Raw genomic sequence first — 26,290 nt, 5'->3', positions numbered from 1 at the left:
AAGAGGACATTGTTGAGTGCGACCCGCGTACTGGTCACCGGCGGCGGTGGCTTCGTCGGAAGCAACCTCGTCCGGGCCGCCCTGGCCCGGGGTGCGTTCGCCGACATCCGGGTGATCGACGACTTCTCCGTCGGCCTGGAGAGCAACCTGGACGGTTGCGACGTGGAGGTGATCCGCGGCTCGATCCTCGACCCGTCGGCGCTCCACCGGGCGATGGTCGACCGGGACGCCGTCGTGCACCTGGCCGCCCTGCCGAGCGTGCCGCGCTCGCTGCGCGACCCGATGGCCTCGCACGCCGCCAACGCCACCGGCACGCTCGCGGTCCTCGACGCCGCCCGGCACGCCGAGGTGGGCCACGTGATCGTCGCCTCCTCGTCGTCGGTGTACGGCAGCAATCCGGCGCTGCCCAAGAGCGAGACGGACTGGACCCGACCGCTGAGCCCGTACAGCGCCAGCAAGCTCGCCACCGAGGCGTACGCGTTGGCGTTCCAGTCCAGCTTCGGCCTGCCGGCCCTGGCCTTCCGCTTCTTCAACATCTACGGCCCCGGCCAACGTCACGACCACGCCTACGCCGCGGTGATCCCCCGGTTCGCGTACGCGGCACTCGTCGGTGAGCCGCTCACCGTGCACGGAGACGGCGGCCAGTCCCGGGACTTCACCTACGTGGAGACCGTCTGCCAGGTGCTGATCGACGCGGTGCTCCGTCGGGTCGCGCACCCGCAGCCGGTGAACCTCGCCTTCGGCACCCGCACTGACCTGCGCACCGTGCTGGACGAACTCCGCCTGCTCGTGGACCGGCCGCTCACCGTCCGGCACGAGCCGCCCCGGCCCGGGGACGTGCGGCACTCCCAGGCCGACAACCTGCTGCTGCGAGAGCTGTTCCCCGGCATCCGCCCGGCGCCCTTCGCCGACGGCCTGCGCCACACGGTGGACTGGCTGCGGTCCCGGCTCGGCCCGCTCACCGCCCGGGTTCACGGCGAGGTGGCCCCCAGCGGCTCGCTCAGCGCGCGTACCGTGCGGTAGAAGTCGGACCGGCGGGTGTCGAGCACGTCGGCGCGGTAGTCCTGGGCGCGCCGCAGGTTCCGCCGCGACGCCTCGGTCAGCCGCGCCGGATCGGCCACCAGCGTCCGGATGCGCTCCGCCAGCGCCGCCGGGTCGTCCGGCCGGACCAGGACGTCCTCGGCCAGCAGCTCCGGGATGCCCCCGGCGGTCGAGCCGATCGCCGGCAGGCCCCGCGCCATCGCCTCGATCAACGCCCGGGGCAGCCCCTCGGTGCGCGACGGCATCACGAACACGTCCGCCCGGTCCAGCACCTCGCGCAGGGCCGTGGGGGAGGACACCCAACCGGCGAACGTGACCTGCCCGGCCACTCCTCGTTCGTCGGCGTACCGGCGCAGCCGGTCGGCGAACCGCCCCACGCCGACATGGGTCAGTTCGTGCCGTTCGCCGGTGCGGTTCAGCTCGACGAGCGCGTCGATCAGCGTGTCGACGCCCTTGTACATCTGGTCGAGCGAGCCGACGGAGAGCAGCCGGGCCGCCGGCAGGGCCGCGGTGTGCACCCGCGGTTCGTCGACGTACGCCTCCGTGGGCAGGTCCACCGACGAGATGCTGACCGAGGGCGCGCCGGCGGCGGCCGGATACCGTCGTTGGAGCACGTGCTCGGTCTCGTAGGAGACGGCGGCGGCAGAGCGGCACTGCTGCTGCATGGTGGTGGTGGCCCAGTAGCGCAGGGCGGGCCGCGCCGGGTGCTGCACCCCGCCGGGGGCGAACAGGTCGTAGGGATCCCCGATGACCTCGACGGCGTATGGCCGACCCCGCCGTCGCAACCGACCGCTGGCGATCGTGGCGATCGGTGAGGGCACCCGGAGGATGACCGAGTCGGCGTCCACCACCGCCCGGGCGATCGACTGCCGGATCGCCACGTTGTGCCGGGCGAACTGTGCCGGACCCTCGTAGTACGGAACCGCCCACACCTCGACGCCAGGTCCGTCCACCCGGCCGGCGTCGGACGGCGCGGCGTCGACATGGCGTACCCGGGACAACAGCCGAACCTCGTCGAAGGCGGCCAGATAACGGGACCAGATCGAATGGTCGGGTCCGGCCTCGATCCAGGTGCGGCCGTCGGGCGTTCGCAGCAGCCGGTGCTCCGACGTGACGACGACTTTGGACATCAGTTCTCCCGTCGAGAGTCGGACAGGCTTACCCCGGGTGCATCAGCGTTCTATCAGAATAGTCAGACGCTTGCTGTCGCGTCCTCGAAACAGGACAGATATCCGTGCACCTCGACGATTCCTGCGGTTCTGCCCGTCACTTTCCACGCGACAAGATCGTTGCACCGGACGGTGCGGCAGGCTGGGCGTGGCCGACATTCCAATTCGGGGGCTCAAGGGGGAATTCGGTGTTCTCGTTCGTCGGACTGCCAGGAAGGCCGTGAACCGGGGCTATGTCGGCGCGCACGCCGCCGCGGAGGCGGCCACGCGGCGGGACCGCGCCGCTCGGCGGGCCGACGGAGCCCGGATAGCTGACCCGGGCAAGGTGCTCTGGGCCATGCTCGGCCTGGCCGTGGCGTCGGTGGCCCAGTGGGCGGTCATCACGTTGCTCGCCCGCTTCGGCACCCCGCACATGGTGGGGCAGTACGCGTTCGGCCTCGCGGTCAGCGCGCCGGTGATGCTGGTGGCCGGCCTCGGCCTGCGTACCGTCCTGGTCACCGAGACGCAGGGGCGCTTCGACTTCGACGACTACCTGCGGCTGGGTGTCGTCGCGGCGCTGGTCGGGCTCGTGCCGCTGACCCTCATCGCCGGTGTGCGAGGGTCCGCCGACGGCGTGATCATCATGCTCGTCGGGCTCGCCAAGGCGATCGACGGGATCGGTGAGATCTACTTCGGGTTCTTCCAGCGGCGGCTGCTCATTCGAACGATCAGTGTCGCGATGATGGTCAACAGCGTTCTCACGCTGCTGTTGATGGGAGGCCTGCTGCTACTCACCGGCAATGCGGCGTGGGCGACGCTCGGCTCGGTCATCGGGTCGACCATCGGGTCGATCGCCTACTCCCGCCGGGCGGCCCGTCGACTGACCGGACCCTCGGTGCCGGGCACCGGCGGAAAGGCATGGCGACACTCTCGGCTGCTGCTGGTGATCGCCTTTCCGGTGGGGCTGTCCGTGGGGCTCAACTCGTTCACCACAAACATTCCCCGATATATTCTGGAGCGGCAGCAGGGTACCGCCGCACTCGGCATCTTCGCGGCGCTCAGCTACGTGGTGCTGGCCGCCAACACGTTCTTCTCGGCGGTCTCGCAGACGGTGCTGCCCCGGATGGCTCAGCTCCACCAGGGCGGTCACCACCGCCGGCTGGCGGCGCTGACCGGGCGGCTGGTTCTCGCCTGCCTGGTTCTCGGCGCCTGCGCCTGTCTCGTTGCCGCGGTGGTCGGTGGGCCGGCGCTGAGGTTGCTGTACGGAGCCGAGTATGCCGGCTACACCGGTGTCCTCGTCGTCCTCACCGTCGCGGTTGCGTTCAGCGGGACGCTGTTCTTCATCAACACCGCGTTGCTCGCCGCCCGACGATTCGGCAACCAACTGACGGCGAGTGTCGCGATGCTGGGGCTCAACATGGCCGTCAGCGTCCTGCTGGTTCCGGCGTACGGCCTCGTCGGCGCCGCGTGGACGGTGGTGGTCGCCCTCGGCGTCGAGACCCTGATCAAGGTCGTGATGCTGATCCGGTCGCTCTCGATCCGCCCCGGGGAGAGGGCTCCGGGTGCCGGCCGACGGTCAGGTCTGAATCCTGGTGGGACCCGTCACGTCGGCCCGCAGCATCGGCGGGGACGGATCCGCGCCTGAGGACGGCCGGGCCATCGCGTCCCGCACCATCTGGTAGAAGCCGTTGCGTCGAGGCTCCAGGGTCTCCCGGGAGAACTGACGGGCCCGGGCCAGGTTCCGTGCCGAGGCCGCATCCATGCGAGCGGGATCGTCGAGCATCAGGGCAATGGCCGTGGCCAGGGCCGAAGGGTCCCCCGGAAGCACCGTGTCAGCCGCGGGCAGGAGTTCGGGGATGCCACCGACCCGCGTGCCGATGGCCGGCAGGGCGCGTGCCATGGCCTCGATCAGCGCGCGCGGCAACCCTTCCGTCCGCGACGGCATCACGAACAGGTCCGCGCGGTCGAGCTGTTCCCGGAGCGGGGTGCCGGGGGCAACCCATCCGGCGAGCGTCACCCGGTCGGCCACGCCGTGCTCGGTGATCAGACGATGCAGCCGGTTCCGGTACTGACCGTCACCGAGGTGCACGAGTCGCACCCGCACCCCCCGGGCGGCGAGCTGCGCCACCGCGAGGACGAGCGTGTCGACCCCCTTGTACATCTGCTCGAGCGTGCCCACCGCGACGATGGTGGGTACGACACCGACCTGCCTGGCGAACCGTCGAGGACGAGCCACGAATGCCTCGGCCGGCAGATCGATGCTGGACACGGCGACGGTCGGCACGCCCGGCGCGCCGGGATACCGGGCCTGGAGGTGCGACTCCGTCACGTACGACACGGCTGCCGCGGCGCGGCACTCCCGCCGCAGCCGCCTTGTTGCCCGGCTCCGCAACAGCGGGCGGAGGGGATGCCGGATGACGCCCTTGGCGAAGACGTCCCAGGGATCACCCACGACCTCCACGGCGAACGGCAGTCCCTGCCGGACGCGGGCCGAGCACAGCAGCGTTCCGAGGACGGACGGGACCCGGAGGATCACGGCGTCGTCCGCGGTGGCGGCGGCACCGACGGCGCGGCGTACCAGGTGACGTCGACGGAGATACTGCCAGGGACCGAGGTAGTAGGGCACCGCGTGGACCTCGACGCCCTCGCCGTCGACCCGTCGTAGGTCGGCCGGAGGCTCCCGCTGGTCCCGGACCCGGGCCACGACACGGACCTGGTCGAAGGCGCTGAGGTAGCGTCGCCAGAAGCGGTGGTCGGCGGTCGTGGACGTCCACACACTGCCGTCCGGGGTCCGGATGAGCCTGCTCTCCGTGGTGACCACGACCCTCACTCGGCGGTCTCCAAGGAAGAACGTCGAGTGCCGGCTACCGGGCGTCGCGGGCGATCGGTCGCATGTCGCTCGACGGCCTCCTCAATGAGGTCGACCATCCGGTGTTCCGCCCGCTGCCTGTCGAAATGCTGCTCGGCGTATCGGCGGGCATGGTCGCCACGGGTGTCCAGCCGCCCGGCCGCGTACTCGCGGTACGCCACCTCCAGGCCTTCGGCCAGTGCGTCGACGTCGTCTCGTGGCACCACCCAGCCGGACCGCCGGTCCACGGTCTCCGGCAGTCCACCCGCATCGCTGACCACACTCGGCACCGACATGGCGCTGGCCTCCACCGGGGCCCCGTGCCCCTCGGACAGGGACGGGCTGACGCTGAGGTTCGCCGCTCGGTAGGCCGGGCGCACGTCCTCGACCGAGTTCAGCCACGTCACGCTCGGATCGGCGGTGACGTCGAACCGCCGGATCAGCTCGTCCCGATGCGCCACCCCGATCCGGTTGGTGCCGCCGCCGACCAGCAGGAGGTGCGCGTCGGGCCGGCGGGCCCGGAACGACCGCCATGCCTCCAGCAGCACGTCGTGGCCCTTGATGCCCCGCCGACTCGTGCCCAACCACCGTGGTGGATAGACGAAGGCGACCATGATGACCACGAAGCCCGACAGCGGCAGGCCGAGGTCGGCCCGGGCCTTTGCCCGCTCCCGGTCCCGGTGTGACGGGGGCCGGTAGCGGGAGATGTCGACCCCCACCGTCACCGCGGGGCGGCGCTCGCTCGACAGGCCGAGCTCTCCGTAGAGTCGAGAGGTGTAGGCGGTGCCGCAGATCACGAGATGGTCCAGGCGGCAGAGCACCCGTTCCACCGCGCGGATCACGGGCGACTCGAGGAACAACGGGCCGACCACCGTGTGCACCCGGCAGAACCCGAGCCCCAGGGAGGCGATCCGGGCGGCGAGGGCGGCGGCGTACAGGTGATGGTTCACCACGTCGGGCCGCAGCTCACGCAGGAGCCGGCGGAGCTGCCACAGTTGGCGCACCGTGGCGGGGGTCGGACGGAAGCGGAAGCTGAACGGGGACGGCACGGTCCGTACGCCGATCTCGTGCAGGCGTTCGGTGAGTCGACCGGGGCCGGCCGGAAGGACGACGATGGGCTCGTGCCCACGGTCGCGCAGGGTCGCTGCCTGCGTGGCGACCCAGGCGCCGCCCACATTGGTCTTGACGATGATGGCGATGCGCAGACCCCTCATGGCGTAGTTCACCCGCGCTCCAGGAACCGCTCGATGGTCCGGAAGACGTGTGCCTCCTGTGAGTCGTCCATGGCAGAGCCGCTCGGTAGCGCGAGGCCGTGGGCGAAGAGTCGGTCCGACACCCCGTTCAACGCTGCTCGGGCGCCTGCGTAGACCGGCTGGCGGTGCATCGGCTTCCACAGCGGGCGGGTCTCGATGTCGGCGCGGGAGAGTGCCGCCGCGAGGTCGGCGGCGGGCCAACTCGACCGTTCGGGATCGACCACGACACAGGTCAGCCAACAGTTGCTCTCGACGTCACCTTCGCCGAGCAGTCGCACTCCGGGTATGGCCGCGAAGAACTTGGCGTACCGCTCGCGCAGTTGCCGGCGGCGTGACCTCATCTCGTCGAGCCGGGTCAGTTGGGCCCGGCCGAGAGCGGCCAGCAGGTTGCTCAGCCGGTAGTTGTAGCCGACCTCGTGGTGCTCGTAGTGCACGACCGGCTGCCGGGACTGGGTGGCCAGATGCCGGCACCGCTCCACCAACTCGCCGTCGTCGGAGACCAGCATCCCGCCACCGGAGGTGGTGATTATCTTGTTGCCGTTGAAGGAGAAGACTCCGGCACGTCCGAACGAACCGGCCGGGCGCCCGCCGTGGGCCGCACCCAACGACTCGGCGGCATCCTCCAGTAACGGAACGCCGGCCGCATCGCACACCGGGACCAGGCGGGTGTAGTCGGCGCAGGCGCCGAAGAGATCGACCGCCATGACCGCCGCGACGCTTCGGCCCTCAGCCCGCAGCGTCTCCAGCAGCGCGGCGAGAAGCGCGGGATCGATGTTGCCGGTGTTGGGCTCACTGTCGACGAAGACGGGCTCGGCGCCGGTGTAGACCACCGCGTTCGCGCTGGCCACAAACGTCATGGTGGGTACGACGACGACCTGGCCCGGGCGGACGCCCAGGGCGAGCAGCGCGAGATGCAGCGCCGCGGTGCCCGAGCTGACGGCCACGGCGTGGGCGCACCCGGCTCGCTCCGCGATGTCCCGCTCGAAAGCGGTCACCTCGGGACCTACCGGCGCGATCCAGCCGGACCGCAGGGCGTTGATGAGATAGGACTCCTCGAGCTGCCCCACGTCGGGCGGGGACAGATGGACCCGGCCGCTCATGCAGTCTCCCGTCACGATGGTGGACACCCTCGGGGGGTTCATAGCAAGGATGAACAGATCTTATACGACATATACCTTGAAAGCGGTCATAATTCCCTCAACGGGTAACCGAAGATGATCGGCCCACTTCCCGTGGCGGCCCGACGCTTGCGACGGCATCAGGACCTGCGGCTAGGCGACCGACGTGACCGATGCTCGCCGGTGCCGGCCCGCCAGTTCGTCGCGAACGGGCCCCGCTGGATGTGGCGGGACGCGAGCGAGATCGTGTGGAGAGGTGTGGTGGGTTCGGCGGGAGAAGAAGACGACGGTGACCAACGGCAGCGCGGTCTTCACGAGGTACCAGAGCAGATTGTCGAGGTCGCTGCCGAGGGCAAGGATCACGATCACCCCGGCGATGCCACTCATGACCGCCACCCCGGATTCCCTGCTCAACCGGGCGCCGAGGTAACGGCGGCGGGCTGTCCGGACCACGGCGGCCAGCACGGCGAACGAAGCTACCGAGCCGGCCGGACCGAAGTTCAGCAGCGCCTCCCCGGCAAGGCCGTAGATGCGGGACGATCGCCAGCCGGAGTCGAAGGCGCCTGTGCCCATCAGCATGTCGGTCCCGGCCTGCACCTTGTCGCGCATCCACTCCGGACGCGAGGCATCGGGAATCATGAACGCCGCGGCGCCGACGTAGGTGACGCCGTAGCTCAGCGGCGCGTATCCGGCCCGTTCATGGTGAAGAAGTACCGCTTGGATATCGGACCGGCCGAGGTCGCCGAGCAGCATGGTCGGCATGGTCCGCCCCGTCTCGTCGCCGAGTTCGGTGACCGAGGTGGTTCCTTTGGTGGCGAACAGGATCTCGCTACCGGCGCTCTTGTAGACGCCATAGGCGTACATGAAGACCAGGAACGAGATGCCCATCGCGGCAAGTGCGCGTCGAGTGACCGGCCGCACCGCCAGGTGCACGACGATCAGTCCGATGAGCAGGGGCCAGATCGTGTTACTACGTGAGCCCCGCAGGCCGCCGACGGCGAACTGCGTGATCGCGAACACCAGGAACAGTGCGGACAAGGTGGCCGGCCGCCCGGTCAGTGCCACCCGGAAGCGCACCACCGCCACGACGAATCCGACAAGCGGGAACGACTCGCCGATGAGGAGCAACCACCCGTAGCCGATGAAGGAATCGCGATCGTCGGCTGCTGCCGACACGTAACCGCTCAGGCCGCCGAAATGGATGATGACGGCGACGAAGCCGGCCAGGCCGACCGCGAACGCCAGCCACCCGAGCTGGACGAACACCCGATCGTTCAGCTTCCGTACGATGCGCGGGCTCCGTGTCGACGGCACCCGGAGGTTCAGGACCACGCGGTAGACACACAGGCCCAACACGTTCAGCGTCGCCATCGCGCCGAGCCCGGCCTTCCAGTCGGGAAGCGGGTCTATGAACCTGGGCCAGTAATCGAGCATGACGTGCAGGATCGGCGCCAGATAGAAGAAGTGGAATCCGAACAGGCCGACCAGCGCCCGAGGGTCGAATGTGTCCAGGCGCCGCGCCGCCCAGTCCACCACGTCCGGCGCGACCAGCATGCCGCAGATGGTGACCGGGATCATGTACCAGTGCAGGAGTCGTGCATCGAATGCGATGAGGACCAGGCTGATCAGGGTGGGCAGGATGACGGCGAAGAGCCACGGGTCACCGCCCCTGGTGGTCCTCTCCATGCCGTTGTAGCCGATCATCAGCGCCATCCCCGTATGCGTCCTGCCGCCTTCCCGCACCGACGACCGTGATCGCAGACGCGGCCTGCCGTATGGCTAACGGAACCAGACGTGGAAAGTTGTGAGGGAATCTGCGACGAACTGAAATCGCGAAAAGGGCCGTGTGCCCGCACCTCTCCCTCTACCCTCCAGCCAGGTCGAGTCGTATGTGACGATCAGCAGGGAGGGCCGAGATGGCCACCGTCATCCCGACCGGGGCCGCGGCGGCGACGCCCCCGACCGCCGGCCGACCCGCCACTCCCACGGTCGTCTTCGTGGCGGGCGTCGGCATGACGCTCACCAACATCGTCGCGCCCGTCGCGCGGTCGCTCGCCGACCGTGGCATCCGGCGGGTGGCGGTGGCCGGGCGTGGTTCCGTCGGCCCCGAACTGCTGGCTTCCTTCGACGACGTCCGCGAGGTGACGCCGTTCCGCCGGGGGCGACCGGCGGAGATCGTACGGGCGGCCGGGGAACTGCGTCGCATCGTCCGCGAGGAACGGGCGGCCCTGCTGCACCTGCACTCGCCGTTCGGCATCGCGGTGGGCCGGCTCGTCGCCCGCAGCAGCCGGACCCGCCATCTGGCGGTGGTGAGCGGTACCCTCTTCGGCGTCCCGGGGTTGTCCGGCCGCGTCTTCACCGTGGCCGAGGCGGCGTCCGCGTGGTGCACGCCCACCTACGTCACCCTGAACCCGGAGGACGAGCGCAGCTACCGTCGCCTCGCGCCCTGGAGCCAGGTCCACCGTGCGCCGTGCGGAGCGGCCGGTGTGGACCCGACGCAACTGCGCCTCGATGACGCCGGGGACGCGGCACCGAGGGACCGCCCACCCCGGGTGCTGGTGCTCGGCCGCCTCACCCCGGACAAGAACCTCGACCTGGCGGTCGCGGCGTGGCGCCGGGCCCGGTCCCACCTGCCCGGTCTCGAACTGCGCATCGTGGGGTCGTCGCCGCCCGGCGAGAGGGCGTGGACGCCACCGGCCGAGCCGGGGGTGAGTGTCAGTCCGTGGACCTCCCGGCCGGGTACGGAGCTCGCCCGGGCCGACGTGCTGCTCTCCACCAGTGGCCGGGAGGGCCTGCCGATGACCCAGGTGGAGGCGCTCAGCCTCGGCACGCCGGTGGTGGCGGTGCAGAACCGGGGCAGCTGCGCGTTGGCCGACCAGGTGGAGGCGGGGTTCACGTTGGTGCCGGCCTGCGCCGAGGCGGTGGCGGATGCGCTGCTGGACCAACTGCGGGCCAAGCGGGTGGTGGTTCCGGCCCAGGTGCTGCGGAGCTGGGAACGGCAGTCCGTGGTCGACTTCCACGTCCGGCTGATCCTGCGGGAACTCGGGGTCGGGTGATGTCCGGCGGCCCGGTGTAGGGTGCGACGACCCGTATCCCGACCGGCCGTCCTGGAGTTTGCCCGTGCTGCACCTGAGGGTGATCGCGCCCGCCGACCGGTCGTCGGCCGTCGTCGACCTGTTGGCCGCCGACCCCGGCGTGACGCACCTCGTGGTGCTCCCCGGCGCCGCCCGCGAACCGGCCGGCGACTACGTCACCTGCGACGTGGTCCGGGAGAGCGCGGACGGGGTGCTGCACAAGCTGCGGGAACTCGGCGTCGAGGCGCACGGGGCGATCGCCGCCGAGGACGTGGAGCTGACGCTCTCCGCGGCGGCCGACCGGGCCGCCGACGAGGCTCCGGGGCACGGCGAGGACGCGGTGGTCTGGGACGAGATCGCGGCGAAGACCGGCGAGCAGACGGTGCTCACCGGCACCTTCCTCGCCCTGATCACCGTGGCCACCATGATCGCCGGCATCGGCGTGCTGCTCGACCAGCCCATCCTGATCGTCGGCGCGATGGTGGTCGGCCCCGAGTTCGGCCCGCTCGCCGCGCTCTGCGTGGCGCTGCTGCGCCGTCAGCCCGGCGTCGTCGGCCGCTCGGTGCAGGCCCTGACCGTCGGCTTCCTCGTCGCCATGGTGGCCACCGTGTTGAGCACCTGGGCGCTCACCGCGGCCGGTCTGGTCAGCCGGGACATGTTGCTCGACGAGCGTCCGCTCACCGACTTCATCTGGCGCCCGGACGCGCTCTCCTGGGTGGTCGGGCTGCTCGCCGGTGTCGCCGGCATGCTGTCACTGACCTCGAAGAAGTCCGGCTCACTCGTCGGCGTGCTGATCTCGGTGACCACCGTCCCGGCGGCCGCGAACGTGGCGGTCGCGGCGGGCTACGGGGTGTGGCACGAGGCGGCCGGTTCCGCCCTCCAACTGGTGATCAACCTGGCCGCCATCGTGCTGGCCGGGCTGCTCACGCTGGTCGTGCAGTTGTGCTGGTGGCGGCGGGTGGCGCGGCGGGCCGGGCGGGGGGTGCCGCGGCAGCGGGCCGACCGACCGACGCCGGTCACCGCCAGTCGTCGCCCGCCTCGAGACGCCGGCTGAGCAGCGTCGCCAGCGGAACGGACTCGCCGTCCCGGCCGCCCCGCCCGACCACCAGCGGGGGCGCGCTCGGCGGCGGCTCGGCCCCGAACAGCCGCGACCCCAGGCTCGGCGGCACGCTGAGCAGGTAGAAACGCCCGTCGGTGTCCACCGCCCGGCTGCGCGCCCGGTCCACGTACCAGCCGGTGATCCGGGTGCGGTAGCGACCGCGGCCGTCGTGGGCGGTCGCGACCAGCCGGTCGGTCGCCAGGCCGCGCCGCCGCGCCTCGGCGGCGAACGCGGCCACCAGCTTCGCGGCCTCCGCCTGCTCCGCGGCGCGTTCCCGGGCGTCGGCCGCCGCGTGGGCCGCCACGGCCCGGCGCTGCCGCTCCCGCCACTGCGCGTCGTCGTCCACACCCACGACCGCGAGGGTACGCCCGCGCCGCGCGCCCGCGCGCCCACGACCGCCGGGTCGGGCGGTCCCGCTCGTGTGGGCGGTGTCCGTGCGTGTGGGCCGTGCCCGGCCGGGTCTGGCGGTGCTGGCCGGGTCGCGGTACCCGCCCGGCGTGGGCGGTGCCACCCGCCTCGCGGCGCTGTCGAGCTGAGTCGTTTCGTGACATCACCGCTGAGTCGTTCGTGCTCTCAGCTCGACAGGGCCGCGACCGGCGACGGTCAGGCCAGCCCGGCGCGGCGCAACGCCTCCGCCATGGCGTCGTTGACCGGCGCGGAGGCGCCACCGCCGCGCCCCTGACGCGGCTGTGAGCCGCCCCGGTCCCCACGCTGACGGCCGCCGCCTCCGCCTTGCCCGCCGCCGCCCTGCGCACGGTCCTGCCCGCCGGCCTGTCCGCCCCGCTGCCCGCCGCCGGCCTGCCCGCGACCCGGACGGCCACCGCCCGCACCGCCTCGGCTGCCGTCCGCACCGCCTCGGCCGTCGCGGTCCCGCCGGCCCTCCCCGCCGGCCGGGCGTCCGCCGCCGGTCGGCGCCTCGTCGTCCAGACGCAGCGTCAACGAGATCCGCTTGCGCGGCACGTCCACGTCGAGCACCCGCACCCGGACCACGTCGCCGGACTTCACCACGTCGCGCGGGTCCTTGACGAACGTGTGCGACATGGCGGAGACGTGCACCAGACCGTCCTGGTGCACGCCCACGTCGACGAACGCGCCGAACGCGGCCACGTTGGTGACCACACCCTCCAGCACCATGCCGGGCGTCAGGTCGCCGATCTTCTCGACGCCCTCGACGAACGTCGCGGTGCGGAACTCCGGCCGCGGGTCGCGACCGGGCTTCTCCAGCTCGGCCAGGATGTCGGTGACGGTGGGCAGGCCGAACGTGTCGTCCACGAAGTCGGTCGCCCGCAGGCCGCGCAGGATCGCGGACCTGCCGATCAGCGCGCGCAGGTCCTGCCCGGTGGACGCGAGGATGCGGCGCACCACCGGGTACGACTCGGGGTGCACGCTGGACGAGTCGAGCGGGTCGTCGCCGCCCGGGATGCGCAGGAAGCCGGCGCACTGCTCGAACGCCTTGGGGCCGAGCCGGGCCACCTTCTTCAGCTCGGTCCGGGTGCGGAACGGCCCGTTCGCGTCCCGGTGCAGCACGATGTTCTCCGCCAGCCCGGCGCCGATCCCGGAGACCCGGGTGAGCAGCGGCGCGGAGGCGGTGTTGACGTCCACCCCGACCGCGTTGACGCAGTCCTCGACGACGGCGTCCAGCGAGCGGGACAGTTTCACCTCGGACAGGTCGTGCTGGTACTGCCCGACACCGATCGAACGCGGGTCGATCTTCACGAGTTCGGCGAGCGGGTCCTGGAGACGCCGGGCGATGGAGACCGCCCCGCGCAGCGACACGTCGAGCCCCGGCAGCTCCTGCGAGGCGTACGCGGAGGCGGAGTAGACCGACGCGCCCGCCTCGGAGACCACCACCTTGGTCAGCGTCAGCTCGGGGTGTTGCTTGATCAGGTCACCGGCCAGCTTGTCGGTCTCCCGGCTGGCGGTGCCGTTGCCGATTGCCACCAGCTCGACGCCGTGCGTCGCGGCCAGCGTGGCGAGCGTGTGCAGCGACGCGTCCCACTGCCGGCGCGGCTCGTGCGGGTAGATCGTGTCGGTGGCGACCACCTTGCCGGTCGCGTCGACCACCGCCACCTTGACGCCGGTGCGCAGGCCCGGGTCGAGACCCATGGTGGGCCGCGCGCCGGCGGGCGCGGCGAGCAGCAGGTCACGCAGGTTGGTGGCGAAGACCCGGACGGCCTCCTCCTCGGCCGCCTGCCAGAGCCGCGTCCGCAGGTCGGCGGCGAGGTGGATGAGGATCCGGGTACGCCAGGCCCAGCGCACCGTGTCGGCCAGCCACCGGTCGGCGGGCCGGCCCCGGTCGCTGACGCCGAACCGGCCGGCCACGGCGGCCTCGTAGCGGCTGGGCCCGGTGACCGTGTCGGCGTCGTCCTCGGCGTCCGGGGCCATGGTCAGCTCCAGCACGCCCTCCTTCTCACCGCGGAACATGGCGAGGATCCGGTGCGAGGGCAGTTTCGGGTACGGCTCGGCGAAGTCGAAGTAGTCGGCGAACTTGGCGCCGGCGGCCTCCTGGCCCTCGCGTACCCGGGAGACCAGCCGGCCCCGCGACCACATCTGCTCGCGGAGCGTGCCGATCAGGTCGGCGTCCTCGGCGAAGCGCTCGATCAGGATGGCCCGCGCCCCGTCCAGCGCGGCGGCGGCGTCGGCCACGCCCTTCTCCGCGTCGACGAAGCCGGCCGCGGTGGCGCGCGGGTCCTGCGCCGGGTCGGCGAGGAGCGCGTCGGCCAGCGGTTCCAGCCCGGCCTCGCGGGCGATCTGCGCGCGGGTCCGCCGCTTCGGCTTGTACGGCAGGTAGATGTCCTCCAGCCGGGACTTCGAGTCCGCCGCCAGGATCTGGGCCTCCAGCGCGTCGTCGAGCTTGCCCTGACCGCGGATCGACTCCAGCACCGCGGCCCGCCGCTCGTCCAGCTCCCGCAGGTAGCGCAGCCGCTCCTCGAGCGTGCGCAGCTGCGCGTCGTCGAGGGTGCCGGTGGCCTCCTTGCGGTAGCGGGCGATGAACGGCACGGTGGCGCCGCCGTCGAGCAGCTCCACGGCCGCCCGCACCTGACGCTCGGCGACGCCGAGTTCCTCGGCGATCCGCTGGTGCACAGACTGAGTCACGATCTTGCTCCGCCTCTTCCCGGTGAGTTCGTCGTGCATTCTGCCCGCCGGTGCCGACAGCCGCGCAGCCGCCCGATGGAAAAGTCGACGAATAACATGAAAGCGCCCCTGGGCTGCCAACCGTGCCTCTAGCCTCCAACCAGGAATTTCTACTCCTGTCTGGAGAACCGGGTGAGCACGGAGAAAGTGGTCGTCATCGGTCAGGGTTACGTCGGCCTTCCCCTGGCCGTGCGCGCCGTCGAGGCCGGTTTCGACGTGGTGGGCCTGGATGTGGACGCCGACCGGGTCAAGCGCCTCGCCTCGGGGGAGTCCTACGTGGAGGACATCCCGGCCGAGCGCCTCGGCCGGGCCCTCGGCAGCGGCCGTTACCGCCCGAGCACCGAGTACGCCGACGCCGAGGGCTTCGACGTCTGCGTGATCACGGTGCCGACCCCGCTCCGGGACGGCACCCCGGACCTGAGTTTCGTCGAACAGGCCGGCCACCACGTCGGCCCGTACGTGCGGCCGGGCGCCACGGTGGTGCTGGAGTCGACGACGTACCCGGGCACCACCGAGGAACTGCTGCGCCCGCTCCTGGAGACGGCCAGCGGACTGCAGGCGCCCGGGGACTTCCACCTCGGCTACAGCCCGGAACGCATCGACCCGGGCAACCCGACCTGGCGGCTGGAGAACACCCCCAAGGTGGTCTCCGGCGTGGACGCCGCCGCGCTGGAGCGGGTGGACGGCTTCTACCGCCGGATCGTGGCCCGGACGGTTCCGGTGCCGTCCACCCGGGTCGCGGAGCTGACCAAGCTGATCGAGAACACGTTCCGCCAGGTGAACCTCGGGTTGATCAACGAGCTCACGATCCTCTCCCACCACCTCGGCATCGACGTCTGGCAGGCGATCGACGCCGCCGAGACGAAGCCGTTCGGGTTCATGCCGTTCCGGCCCGGGCCCGGCGTCGGCGGCCACTGCCTCCCGATCGACCCCTGCTACCTGTCCTGGCAGGTCAAGCGGCGGCTGGGCCGGCAGTTCCGGTTCATCGAGCTGGCCAACGACGTCAACCACGAGATGCCCGAGCACGTCACCCAGCGGATCATGGCCGGCCTCAACCGGGCCGGCCGGGCGGTCAGCGGCGCCCGGCTGCTGATGCTCGGCCTGGCGTACAAGAAGAACACCGGCGACATGCGTGACTCGCCGGCGGTGGACGTCGCGCGCCGGCTGTGCGACCTCGGCGCGGACGTGCGGGCCGCCGAGCCGTACGCCGAGCCGCACCAGATCCCCGCCGGCGTGCTGGTCGTGCCGCTGACCGAACACGAGGTCGACGCCGCCGACGCGGTGATCGTCGCGACCGACCACGACGTCTTCGACTACGAGATGGTGGCCGGCCGGGCCCGCTACGTCTTCGACGCGCGGAACCGGTGTTCGGGACCGACCGTGGAGCGGCTCTAGGAGCACCCCGCCCCGACCGTCGACGGCTGCGCTAGCGTGGCGATCATGGAGGCACCTGCGGATCCACGGGCCCGGCGACTCTTCGGGGGCAGCGCCCGGGCGCTCGGCGACCTGGCCGCCGGTCCGTTCCGGGCCGACCGGGACCGGATCGTCGCCTCGCCGTTCTTCGCCCGGCTGAACGGCGTCACCCAGGTGATCAGTCCGGGCGGCTCCGGGCTGCTGGTGCACAACCGGCTCACGCACAGCCTGAAGGTGGCCCAGGTGGCCCGCGCGATCGCCGAACGGCTGACCGCCGACCCGGCGCACCGGGACCTGCTGGAGAAGCTGGGTGGCTGCGACCCGGACGTGGTCGAGGCCGCCGCGCTCGCCCACGACCTCGGGCATCCCCCGTTCGGGCACCTGGGGGAGCGGGTCCTCGACCGGCTGGCCCGGCAGCGGCTGGGGCTGCCGGACGGCTTCGAGGGCAACGCCCAGTCGTACCGGATCGTCACCAGCACCGAGATCCGCGGCGCCGCGACCACCGGGCTGGACCTGACCGCCGCGGTCCGGGCGGCGATGCTGAAGTATCCGTGGACCCGGCTGGACCACCCCGACCCGCACCCGCGGCACCTCGACCCGGCGCCCCGGGGCGCCGCGCCGCCGCCGGACGACCCGGAGAGCGGGTCGCTGAAGTTCGGCGCGTACCGCACCGAGCTGGACGACCTGCGGGCGGCCCGGGAGCCGTTCGCCGGGCGGATCCCGGACTGGCAGCAGACGCCGGAGGCGTCCGTGATGGACACCGCCGACGACATCGCGTACGCCATCCACGACGTGGAGGACTTCTACCGCGTCGGGGTGCTCCAGCAGGGTGCGGTGGCCGCCGAGCTGATGGCCTGGCAACGTGAGTGCGGGCACCTGCGGTCGATCACCGCCTCGGCGCTGGACACCGCGGGCCGGCGGCCCGGCACGGCGATCGAGCGGCTGCGCCGCCAACTGCACCGCAAGGACGGCTGGATCGCCGACGACGAGGCGTTCGCCGCGGCGGTCGAACACGTCCGCGAGGAGCTGGTGGAGGGGCTGCTGGCGTTGCCGTTCGACGGCTCGATCGAGGCGGAGCAGTACGTCGCCCGCTTCTCCGCCCGCTGGTCCACCCGCTTCGTGGACGCCATCACGGTGACCCCGGAGCCGGACGTCCGCTCCGGGTACGTGCTGCTGGGCAAGGCGCAGTGGCACGAGGTGCAGGTGCTCAAGTTCGTCCACCACCGGTTCGTGCTGGCCCGCCCCGACCTGGCGCTGCACCAGCGCGGCCAGGCGCGGCTGCTGGACACGCTGGTCGAGGCGCTCTGGGAGTGGCTGCTGGACCCGGAGGAGGAGTCCCGGCTACCCCGCCGGCTGCACGACCTGGTGGAGCTGGCCGAGGCCGAGCTGCACCCGCGTACCCCGGACCGGATCGGTCGGGCCCGGGGCCGGGCCATCGTCGACTTCGTCGCGCAGCTCACCGACGGTCAGGCGGTGGCGATGCTGGACGCGCTCTCCGGGCGTTCCGGCGCGTTGTGGACCGACGCGTTCGTGCTCTGAGGCCCGCTCAGCGGGCCGGTACTCCCTTGACCACGAGGCCCGGCGCCACGTCGCGCACCACGCAGGCGCCGGCGCCGACTGTCGCGCCGGCCCCCACCCGAAGGCCCGGCAGCACCACGGCACCCGCTCCGACCAGCGCTGCGGTGTCGAGGCGGCAGTCGCCCGAGACGGCCGCGAGAGGGTGCAGGGAGACGTAGTCACCGACCACGCAGTCGTGGGCGAGGGTGGCGTTCTGGTTGACGTGCAGGTGCCGTCCGACGGTGACTCCGGTGGTGATCCGGCCGCCGGCGAACACCACCAGACCCTCGGCCGACACCAGGTCCGGGCCGACTGTCGCGTCCGGGTGTACGAGACTGGCCGCGGGCAGGCCGAACAGTTCGACCCGCGTGCCGACGACCCGCCGGACCCGTGGGTCGCCGAGGCCGAGGACGACGTGGGTCGCCGGCGACAGGTGCCCGAGCGTGGCCACGGTCCCGAGGTAGGGGACACCTGTCGACTCGACGCGCTTACGGTTCCGCTCCGACGGGTCGTCGTCGACGAAGCCGACCAGCCGCCAGGGCGGCCGATTCGACGCGGCGTTGACCGCGGCCACGACCTGCGCGATCTCCCGACCGTGACCGCCGCATCCGACGATGACGAGGTCAAGACCCACCGCCGCTACCGTCCCGCCGTCGCCGGTTCGGGCTGCTCCGGGGCGGTGCCGCGGAACTCGTACGCGGTGGCGGTGCCAGGTGCGTTGATTCCCCGCCGGCGGAGCACGGCCACCGCCGTCCGGGCCAGGATGCGGGCATCGAGGCTGAGGCTCCAGTGGTCCACGTACCGGAGGTCGTAGGCGAACCGCTTCTCCCAGTCGAGCTCGTTGCGGCCATTGACCTGCGCCAGGCCGGTCAGCCCCGGTCGGACGGCGTGGCGCCGGAACTGCTCCGGTGTGTAGAGATCGCGGTAGCTGGTCGGGAACGGGCGAGGACCCACGAAACTCATGTCCCCCCGCAGGATGTTCCAGAGGCTGGGCAGTTCGTCCAGGCTGGTGGACCGCAGCCACCGCCCCAACGGGGTCAGCCGGAGCTGGTCGTCGTCGGGCGAGAAGGCGGGGCCGCCGCCGGCCATGGAACGAAACTTCACGATGGTGAACTCGCGGCCCCGCCAGCCGATCCGCCGTTGCCGGAAGAGCACCGGGCGGCCCAGGCCGAGCAGCACCGCGACCGCCACCGCGGCCAGCACCGGGGCCATGACCAGCAGGGCGGTCGAGGCGACGACGACGTCGACGACCCGCTTGACGACCGCGACGCCGCCCCGGGATGAGGTGGGTGTTGCGGGATCTACCACGCCTGGGGAGAGGCGAACCTGCATGCTGTCCTCCGGCCGCTGACTCGTCAGCGAACAGAGTACGCAAAAACGGGCTGAAGAGTGCCTTGTCTGTCTTTTTCCGCCAAGTCAGGCGATCGCCTGCCACCAGCCGTCCACCGCCGGCGGCTCGTCCACCACGACCCGCTCGCCGGGGCGCGGCACCGCCAGCCGGGCGCCCCGCGCCTTCGCCTCGGCCCAGAGCCGGTCCACCGGCTCCGACCAGTCGTGCAGGGCCAGGTTGAACGTGCCCCAGTGCACCGGCACCAGCAGTTCGCCCCGGACGTCGAGGTGGGCGGCGACCGCCTCCTCCGGGAACATGTGGATGTTCGGCCAGGCCCGGTCGTACGCGCCGATCTGCATGAGCGTGACGTCGAACGGACCGTGCTCGGCGCCGATCGTGGCGTAGCCGTCGAAGTAGCCGGAGTCGCCGGTGTAGAACACCTTCCGCCGCGCGCCGGCCACCACCCAGGAACTCCAGAGCGTGCCGTCGCGACGCAGCCCGCGCCCGGAGAAGTGCTGTGCGGCGGTGGCGGTGAGCGTCACGCCACCGACCCGGTGGTGCTCCGACCAGTCCAGCTCGACGATGCGGTCCGCCGGCACGCCCCAGCGTTCCAGGTGGGCGCCCACGCCGAGCGGCACCAGGAACGGCGCGGACTGGTGGGTCAGCAGCCCCCGGACCGTCGCCATGTCCAGGTGGTCGTAGTGGTCGTGCGAGATCAGGACGGCGTCGAGCCGGGGCAACTCGTCGAGGCGGACCGGCGGCTCGTGGATGCGTCGCGGGCCGACCAGCGCCGACGGTGAGCACCTGTCGCTCCAGACCGGGTCGAGCAGCACCCGGTGGCCCTCGATCTCCACAAGCGTGGAGGCGTGGCCGTACCAGATCACGTTCAGCTCGTCGGCCGGGTCGGCGGGCGCGGCGTCGGTCGGGCGCAGCAGCGGCACGGCGCTGCCCGGCCGCCGCTTCTGCTTGCCGAAGATCAGCTCCCGGACCAGGTTGCGGCCCGGGTCGGCGACCATGGTGGCGTTCGTGCCGGTCGGGTTGTGGAACGTGCCGTCGCGGAACCGCGGTGACCGGGCGGCGCGTTCCGCCCGGGCGCCGGTGAGCCGGCCGCCGAGCTGGGCCGGCACGTCACGCGCCGCCCACGCCAGCCCGGCCACGGCGGCCAGCCCGGCGAGCCGCCACCCCCGCCCGCCGCCTGCCGTGCCCGGTTCGCGTTCCGTTGGTGCCCGCATGTTCGTCCCCTCCGCCGTGTCCCGCAGTACACGGTAGCCACCACCGTCCCCGTCCGTGGAACGACGGGCGTGGGGATGCTGACTCAGCTCAACCGCCGCCGTACCGCCGACCCGACCATCGCGGTCGCCCCGCCAACGGTCCGGACCACCCGCGACAGGTCGGGCAGCCAGCCGCCCCGGACCGCCTCGCCGGCCGGGTTGGGCGTGAACACCGCGCCCTCGGTCGGCGGCACCGGCCGGCCGGTGAGCCCGCCGAGGCGCATCAGCGGGCCGACCAGCACGTCGTAGACGGCCGGCAGCGCGGTGAAACCGACCCGCATGACCAGGTTGACCCGGCCCACCGAGATCTCCCGGCGGGGCTTGTCGGCGCAGTGCGCGATGGCCCGGGCCACCCGCTCGGGGGTGGTGATCGGCAGCGGTGGTCGCCCGATCCGTCCCACGTAGTTCGCCGCCTGCTGGTAGACCGGGGTGTCCACGCTGCCGGGGGTGACCAGGCAGACGTTGACGCCGGGCAGGTGACCGGCCTCCTTGAAGTGCCGCAGCGCCACCCGCGCCACCCCGGCGGAGCCCAGCAGGTCGGTGCGGACCACCTGCTCGAAGACCTCCGCCGGGATCTCCTCGAAGCGTCCGTACGCCATCACGGCGGCGGTGTGCACCCAGACGTCGATCCGGCCGAACCCGGCGACCGCGGTCGCCGTCAACGCGTCGAGCGCGCCCGGTTCGGTGACGTCGGTGGGCACGACGCGCACGTCCGCCGCGCCGGCGTCGGCGCACTCCCGGCGTACCTGCTCCAGCGTTTCGGGCGCGCGGGCCGCGAGGACCAACCGGTCCCCGCGGCCCGCGAACTCCCGGGCCGCCGCCCGGCCGATCCCGCTGGTCGCGCCGGTGACGACCACCGTCCGGGTCACGGTGCGAGCACGACCTTGACGCAGCCGTCCTCCTTCTTCTGGAACATCTCGTACGCCTGCGGCGCCTGCGCCAGCGGCAGCCGGTGGGTCCGCAGGTCCTCGACGCCCAGCGGGTCGTCGTCGCCCTCCAGCAGCGGGATGATCTCGTCCACCCAGCGGCGCACGTGGCACTGGCCCATCCGCAACTGGATGCCCCGGTCGAACATCTCCATCAGCGGCATCGGGTCCTGCTCGCCGCCGTACACCCCGGAGATCGAGACGGTGCCGCCGCGCCGGACCGCCTTGAGCGCGGCGTGCAGCACCACCAGCCGGTCCACGCCGGCCGCGTCGATCATCGGCCGGGCCAGCTTGTCCGGGAGCAGGCCGGCGGCGGCCTGCGCGATCTTGCCGACCGGCGCGCCGTGCGCCTCCATGCCGACCGCGTCGATCACCGCGTCCGGGCCCCGCCCGTCGACCAGGTCGATGAGCGCGCCCGGCACGTCGTCGAGCTGGCTGACGTCGAGCACCTCGATGCCGTGCCGGCGGGCCATCTCCAGCCGCTCCGGCACCAGGTCCAGGCCGATCACCCGGCCGGCGCCGAGGTGCCGGCCGATCCGGGCGGAGAACTGCCCGACCGGGCCGAGGCCGAACACGGCCAGTGTGCCGCCGGGCGGGGTGTCCGCGTACTTCACCGCCTGCCAGGCGGTGGGCAGGATGTCGGAGAGGTAGAGCCAACGCTCGTCCGGCCCGGTGTCGGGGATCTTGATCGGGCCGAACTGGGCCTGCGGGACGCGCAGGTACTCGGCCTGGCCGCCCGGGACCGAGCCGTAGAGCGAGGTGTAGCCGAACAGCGACGCGCCCTTGCCCTCGGCCGTCACCTGGGTGGTCTCGCACTGGGCGTAGAGCTGCCGCTCACACATCCAGCAGTGCCCGCAGGAGATGTTGAACGGGACGACCACCCGGTCGCCCTTCTTCAGCCGGGTCACCCCGGAGCCGACCTCCTCGACGATGCCCATCGGCTCGTGACCGAGGATGTCGCCGGGCTTCAGGTACGGCCCGAGCACCTCGTACAGGTGCAGGTCGGAACCGCAGATGGCGGTCGAGGTGATCCGGACGATCGCGTCGGTCGGCTCCTCGATCCGGGGGTCCGGGACGTCCTCGACCCGGACGTCACGCTTGCCTTGCCAGGTCAGTGCCTTCATGCCTGAATGTCCTCCTCGGTGCCGTCCATGGGACTGCTACCCGCGAGACATCACTTGAACCGGCGTCCGTCGCGCGGAGTCCCGGCCGTGTCGTCGGGCGCTCGGATGGGCAGTGGCGCCCTGCAAACCTGATGGCGCAGGTGGTTCACCGCGCCCGCCGGACGGACTGACGATGATCGACACCAGCTCGCCGAAATGGCGGTATCCCGGCCCGTGCGATACCGCCACCTCGGCGAGCTGGTGTGGATCAAGGCGCCGAAGGCCATCACGCCGGCGAGTCGGCGTGGGAACGCGCTGTTCCCGATGGCCCGCCACCGCGTCCGGGGCTTCGGCCGCTGCTCCCCCGATGCATCGGTGCCATCAAGTTTGTAGCGACCGAGGAGCGCCCCTCCACGTACTGCGCCGTCCGCGCCCGCGCCGCCGGCCGCCAGGCCGCGCCCGCCCTTTCGACCCGGCCGGAGCCGGCTCGAAACACGCAGGACCGGCTCGCGTCGCGCGTGGGTTCGAGGCCGGGCGGGTCAGGAGCCGGGGGTGCCGGCCCGCTTCGTGGTCGCCTTGAGGTAGTCCCGGTTGAGGCGGCCGATGGTGTTCAGCGGGATGCCCTTCGGGCAGGCCGAGGCGCACTCGCCGATGTTGGTGCAGCCGCCGAAGCCGGCCTCGTCGTGCGCGTCCACCATGCCGATCACCCGGGTGTAGCGCTCGGGCTGCCCCTGGGGCAGCAGCGAGAGCTGGGTGACCTTGGCGGCGGTGAACAGCATGCCGGAGCCGTTCGGGCAGGCCGCGACGCAGGCGCCGCAGCCGATGCAGGCGGCCGAGGAGAACGCGGCGTCGGCGTTGTCCTTCGCCACCGGGGTGGAGTGCGCCTCGGGGGCGCTGCCGGTCGGCGCGGTGACGTAGCCACCGGCGGCGATGATCTTGTCGAACGCGTTCCGGTCCACCACCAGGTCCTTGATGACCGGGAAGGCCCGGGCCCGCCAGGGCTCGATGTCGATCGTGTCGCCGTCGGAGAACTGCCGCATGTGCAGCTGGCAGGCGGTGGTGCCGCGCTGCGGGCCGTGCGCCTCACCGTTGATCATGAGGCTGCACATGCCGCAGATGCCCTCACGGCAGTCGTGGTCGAACGCGACCGGCTCCTCGCCGTCGAGGATCAGCCGCTCGTTGAGCACGTCGAGCATCTCCAGGAAGGACATGTCCGGGGACACGTCCGGCACCGGGTAGGTCACCATCCGACCCTTGTCCTCGGGGCCGGTCTGGCGCCAGATGCGCAGGGTCAGGTTCACTTGTAGCTCCGCTGCGAGGGGTGGACGTATTCGAAGGTCAGGTCTTCCTTGTGCAGCACGGGCTCGCCGGTGCCGGTGTACTCCCAGGCGGCCACGTACGCGAACCGGTCGTCGTCGCGCTGCGCCTCGCCGTCCGGGGTCTGGTACTCGGCCCGGAAGTGGCCGCCGCAGGACTCCTCGCGGTGCAGGGCGTCGATGCACATCAGCTCGGCCAGCTCGAAGAAGTCGGCCACCCGGCCGGCCTTCTCCAGCGACTGGTTGAGCCCCTCACCGTCGCCCGGGACGCGGACCCGCTGCCAGAACTGCTCGCGCAGCGCCCGGATCTCGGCGATGGCCTTGCGCAGCCCGGCGTCCGAGCGCTCCATGCCGCAGTGCTCCCACATGATCTGGCCCAGCTCCCGGTGGAACGAGTCCACCGTGCGGTCGCCGTCGACCGCGAGCAGCCGCGCGATCCGGTCCTCGACGTCGGTACGCGCCGCGACCGCCTCCGGGTGGCTGGCGTCGACCTTCTCCATCGGGTTGGCGGCCAGGTAGTTCGCGAGGGTGCTCGGCAGCACGAAGTAGCCGTCGGCCAGGCCCTGCATCAGCGCCGAGGCGCCGAGCCGGTTCGCGCCGTGGTCGGAGAAGTTCGCCTCGCCGATCACGAACAGGCCGGGGATGGTCGACTGGAGGTCGTAGTCGACCCAGAGGCCGCCCATCGTGTAGTGCACGGCAGGGTAGATCCGCATCGGCACCTCGTACGGGTCCTCGCCGGTGATCCGCTCGTACATCTCGAAGAGGTTGCCGTACTTGGCCTCGATGGCCTTGCGGCCGAGCCGGTCGATGGCGTCGGCGAAGTCGAGGTAGACGCCGAGGCCGGTGGGGCCGACGCCGCGTCCCTCGTCGCAGACGTTCTTCGCGGCGCGGGAGGCGATGTCGCGGGGGACCAGGTTGCCGAAGGACGGGTAGATCCGCTCCAGGTAGTAGTCCCGCTCGGCCTCGGGGATGTCCCGCGGGCCGCGGTCGTCGCCCTTGGCCTTCGGCACCCACACCCGGCCGTCGTTGCGCAGCGACTCGCTCATCAGCGTCAGCTTCGACTGGTGGTCGCCGGAGACCGGGATGCAGGTCGGGTGGATCTGGGTGTAGCAGGGGTTGGCGAAGTACGCGCCCTTGCGGTGCGCCCGCCAGGAGGCGGTGACGTTGCAGCCCTTGGCGTTGGTGGAGAGGTAGAAGACGTTGCCGTAGCCGCCGGAGGCGAGCACCACCGCGTCGGCCATCTCGGTGCTGATCTCGCCGGTGACCATGTCGCGGACCACGATGCCGCGCGCCCGGCCGTCGACGACCACCAGTTCGAGCATCTCGTGGCGGGCGTTCATCTCCACGTTGCCCAGGCCGATCTGCCGCTCCAGGGCCTGGTACGCGCCGAGCAGGAGCTGCTGGCCGGTCTGGCCCCGGGCGTAGAAGGTGCGCTGCACCTGGGCGCCGCCGAACGAGCGGGTGTCGAGCAGGCCGCCGTACTCGCGGGCGAACGGGACGCCCTGGGCGACGCACTGGTCGATGATGTTGACCGAGACCTCGGCCAGCCGGTGCACGTTCGACTCCCGGGAGCGGAAGTCGCCGCCCTTGACCGTGTCGTAGAAGAGGCGGTGCACCGAGTCGCCGTCGTTGCGGTAGTTCTTGGCGGCGTTGATGCCGCCCTGGGCGGCGATCGAGTGTGCCCGGCGCGGACTGTCCTGGTAGCAGTAGGACTTCACGTGGTAGCCCTGCTCGGCCAGCGTCGCGGCGGCGGAGCCGCCGGCCAGGCCGGTGCCGACCACGATCACGGTCAGCTTCCGGCGGTTGGCCGGGTTCACCAGCTTCATCTCGAAGCGGTGGCGGTCCCACCGGGTCTCGACCGGGCCGTCCGGGGCCCGGGTGTCGGCGATCGGGTCGCCCTCGGTGTACAGATCCATGTCAGGCCACCAATCCGGTGAGTACGGCGAACGGGACCACCAGGTAGCCGGCGCAGAGCACGACGGCGAAGACGAGCGCGGCGGCGCGGGCCCGGCGCTCGACCCGCGGCGTCTGCTGGCCGAGGCTGCGGAACGCGCTGAACGCGCCGTGCCGCAGGTGGAAGCCGAGGGTCACGATGGCGAGCGTGTAGAAGAGGGTGACGTACCAGCGGTCCGGGGCGAAGTCGGCGACCACGTTGCCGTACGGGTTGGCCGGGTCGCCCTGCGGGTTCAGGTGACCGGTGGTCAGGTCCAGGATGTGGTAGATCACGAAGAGCAGGATGATCACACCACCCCAGCGCATGGTGCGGGCCGCGTAGTTCACGTGGATCTTCCGCCGGTGCGCGTACGCCACCGGGCGGGCGGCCCGGGCGCGCATGGCGAGGACGACGGCCGCGCCGATGTGGGCGAGCACCGCCACGGTGAGGACGGCGCGCTGGATCCACAGGTACCAGGTGGTGGGCAGCAGCGGCGTGCCGAGGTCCCGGAGCCAGTGCGCGTAGTGGTCGAACGACGTCTCGCCCGTGAAGATCTTCAGGTTCCCGAGCATGTGCACGATCAGGAACAGCACCAGGAGGATGCCCGTCACCGCCATGACGGCCTTGAGGCCGACGTTCGAGCGGATGGGCGACCGAGTTTTCGTGATTACCACACGACCGACGCTAGGAGCACTTCGATCAGGCGTCCAATGCATCGAAATCAC

21 protein-coding genes are annotated in these 26,290 nt (G+C 71.8%); 6 read left to right on the top strand and 15 right to left on the bottom strand.

Features of this window, described 5'->3' with window-relative positions; all coding sequences use genetic code 11:
- Positions 1-12 precede the first annotated feature (12 nt).
- A complete protein-coding gene (locus tag AB0B02_RS14920; protein WP_281939384.1) occupies positions 13-1,023 on the top strand; it encodes an NAD-dependent epimerase/dehydratase family protein in 1,011 nt (336 codons plus the stop codon).
- Here AB0B02_RS14920 and AB0B02_RS14915 read toward each other — a convergent pair.
- Positions 972-2,171 (bottom strand): glycosyltransferase, encoded by a 1,200-nt coding sequence (locus AB0B02_RS14915; RefSeq protein ID WP_357300561.1) that lies wholly within the window; start codon positions 2,169-2,171, stop codon positions 972-974. The genes AB0B02_RS14920 and AB0B02_RS14915 overlap by 52 nt on opposite strands.
- A gap of 70 nt (positions 2,172-2,241) precedes the next feature.
- Here AB0B02_RS14915 and AB0B02_RS14910 point away from each other — a divergent pair, with 70 nt between their 5' ends.
- Complete coding sequence (locus AB0B02_RS14910) at positions 2,242-3,834, top strand: oligosaccharide flippase family protein (RefSeq protein ID WP_357300558.1); 1,593 nt, start codon at positions 2,242-2,244, stop codon at positions 3,832-3,834.
- On the opposite strand, the gene AB0B02_RS14905 is transcribed toward AB0B02_RS14910, so the two are convergent.
- The 4 genes from AB0B02_RS14905 to AB0B02_RS14890 form a co-directional block, all read right to left on the bottom strand.
- A complete protein-coding gene (locus AB0B02_RS14905; RefSeq protein WP_281939389.1) occupies positions 3,766-5,019 on the bottom strand; it encodes a glycosyltransferase in 1,254 nt (417 codons plus the stop codon). The two genes, AB0B02_RS14910 and AB0B02_RS14905, sit on opposite strands and share 69 nt — an antisense overlap.
- The gene (locus tag AB0B02_RS14900; RefSeq protein ID WP_357300555.1) at positions 5,016-6,251 is read right to left on the bottom strand and encodes a glycosyltransferase family 4 protein; all 1,236 of its coding nucleotides are present in this window, start codon (positions 6,249-6,251) and stop codon (positions 5,016-5,018) included. Before AB0B02_RS14900 ends, AB0B02_RS14905 begins: the two co-directional genes overlap by 4 nt.
- Positions 6,252-6,259: 8 nt before the next feature.
- Positions 6,260-7,390 carry an aminotransferase class I/II-fold pyridoxal phosphate-dependent enzyme gene (locus tag AB0B02_RS14895; protein ID WP_281939393.1) on the bottom strand — a complete coding sequence of 377 codons (1,131 nt, stop codon included), beginning with the start codon at positions 7,388-7,390 and terminating at the stop codon, positions 6,260-6,262.
- Positions 7,391-7,561: 171 nt separating this feature from the next.
- Positions 7,562-9,121, bottom strand: a complete 1,560-nt coding sequence (locus AB0B02_RS14890; RefSeq protein ID WP_357300552.1) for a hypothetical protein — start codon at positions 9,119-9,121, stop codon at positions 7,562-7,564.
- Between the two features lie 203 nt (positions 9,122-9,324).
- On the opposite strand from AB0B02_RS14890, the gene AB0B02_RS14885 reads away from it, so the two are divergent.
- Complete coding sequence (locus tag AB0B02_RS14885) at positions 9,325-10,464, top strand: glycosyltransferase (protein WP_357300550.1); 1,140 nt, start codon at positions 9,325-9,327, stop codon at positions 10,462-10,464.
- 64 nt (positions 10,465-10,528) lie between these two features.
- On the top strand, positions 10,529-11,536 hold the full coding sequence (locus tag AB0B02_RS14880) for a DUF389 domain-containing protein (protein ID WP_281939397.1): 1,008 nt from the start codon (positions 10,529-10,531) through the stop codon (positions 11,534-11,536).
- Here AB0B02_RS14880 and AB0B02_RS14875 read toward each other — a convergent pair.
- Both AB0B02_RS14875 and AB0B02_RS14870 read right to left on the bottom strand, forming a co-directional pair.
- Positions 11,499-11,933, bottom strand: a complete 435-nt coding sequence (locus AB0B02_RS14875) for a hypothetical protein (RefSeq protein ID WP_357300548.1) — start codon at positions 11,931-11,933, stop codon at positions 11,499-11,501. The two genes, AB0B02_RS14880 and AB0B02_RS14875, sit on opposite strands and share 38 nt — an antisense overlap.
- A 251-nt stretch (positions 11,934-12,184) precedes the next feature.
- Positions 12,185-14,677 carry a Tex family protein gene (locus tag AB0B02_RS14870; protein ID WP_281939401.1) on the bottom strand — a complete coding sequence of 831 codons (2,493 nt, stop codon included), beginning with the start codon at positions 14,675-14,677 and terminating at the stop codon, positions 12,185-12,187.
- Positions 14,678-14,848: 171 nt separating this feature from the next.
- On the opposite strand from AB0B02_RS14870, the gene AB0B02_RS14865 reads away from it, so the two are divergent.
- Positions 14,849-16,111: a nucleotide sugar dehydrogenase gene (locus AB0B02_RS14865; protein ID WP_281939403.1), complete on the top strand. Its 1,263-nt coding sequence runs from the start codon at positions 14,849-14,851 to the stop codon at positions 16,109-16,111.
- Positions 16,112-16,156: 45 nt separating this feature from the next.
- Positions 16,157-17,668: a dGTP triphosphohydrolase gene (gene dgt, locus AB0B02_RS14860; protein WP_281939405.1), complete on the top strand. Its 1,512-nt coding sequence runs from the start codon at positions 16,157-16,159 to the stop codon at positions 17,666-17,668.
- A gap of 7 nt (positions 17,669-17,675) precedes the next feature.
- Here the strand turns inward: dgt and AB0B02_RS14855 are convergent, their stop codons facing one another.
- The 8 genes from AB0B02_RS14855 to AB0B02_RS14820 form a co-directional block, all read right to left on the bottom strand.
- Positions 17,676-18,320: a NeuD/PglB/VioB family sugar acetyltransferase gene (locus AB0B02_RS14855; RefSeq protein WP_357300544.1), complete on the bottom strand. Its 645-nt coding sequence runs from the start codon at positions 18,318-18,320 to the stop codon at positions 17,676-17,678.
- Positions 18,321-18,325: 5 nt separating this feature from the next.
- A complete protein-coding gene (locus tag AB0B02_RS14850; RefSeq protein ID WP_281939409.1) occupies positions 18,326-18,994 on the bottom strand; it encodes a sugar transferase in 669 nt (222 codons plus the stop codon).
- A 108-nt stretch (positions 18,995-19,102) separates the two neighbouring features.
- Complete coding sequence (locus AB0B02_RS14845) at positions 19,103-20,248, bottom strand: MBL fold metallo-hydrolase (RefSeq protein ID WP_281939411.1); 1,146 nt, start codon at positions 20,246-20,248, stop codon at positions 19,103-19,105.
- A gap of 83 nt (positions 20,249-20,331) precedes the next feature.
- Positions 20,332-21,156 carry an SDR family NAD(P)-dependent oxidoreductase gene (locus tag AB0B02_RS14840; protein WP_281939413.1) on the bottom strand — a complete coding sequence of 275 codons (825 nt, stop codon included), beginning with the start codon at positions 21,154-21,156 and terminating at the stop codon, positions 20,332-20,334.
- Positions 21,153-22,337 (bottom strand): zinc-dependent alcohol dehydrogenase, encoded by a 1,185-nt coding sequence (locus tag AB0B02_RS14835; RefSeq protein ID WP_357300541.1) that lies wholly within the window; start codon positions 22,335-22,337, stop codon positions 21,153-21,155. The genes AB0B02_RS14840 and AB0B02_RS14835 overlap by 4 nt, the downstream gene beginning before the upstream one ends.
- A 518-nt stretch (positions 22,338-22,855) precedes the next feature.
- Complete coding sequence (locus AB0B02_RS14830; RefSeq protein WP_281939416.1) at positions 22,856-23,617, bottom strand: succinate dehydrogenase/fumarate reductase iron-sulfur subunit; 762 nt, start codon at positions 23,615-23,617, stop codon at positions 22,856-22,858.
- Positions 23,614-25,548: a fumarate reductase/succinate dehydrogenase flavoprotein subunit gene (locus AB0B02_RS14825; RefSeq protein WP_357300538.1), complete on the bottom strand. Its 1,935-nt coding sequence runs from the start codon at positions 25,546-25,548 to the stop codon at positions 23,614-23,616. The genes AB0B02_RS14830 and AB0B02_RS14825 overlap by 4 nt, the downstream gene beginning before the upstream one ends.
- Position 25,549: 1 nt before the next feature.
- Positions 25,550-26,281, bottom strand: coding sequence for a succinate dehydrogenase cytochrome b subunit (locus AB0B02_RS14820; RefSeq protein WP_357300536.1), 732 nt, complete (start codon positions 26,279-26,281; stop codon positions 25,550-25,552).
- Positions 26,282-26,290 lie beyond the last annotated feature (9 nt).

This window comes from Micromonospora sp. NPDC049240, assembly GCF_040647835.1.
Lineage (GTDB): Bacteria > Actinomycetota > Actinomycetes > Mycobacteriales > Micromonosporaceae > Micromonospora.
This window is presented reverse-complemented; position numbering and strand designations above follow the sequence as displayed.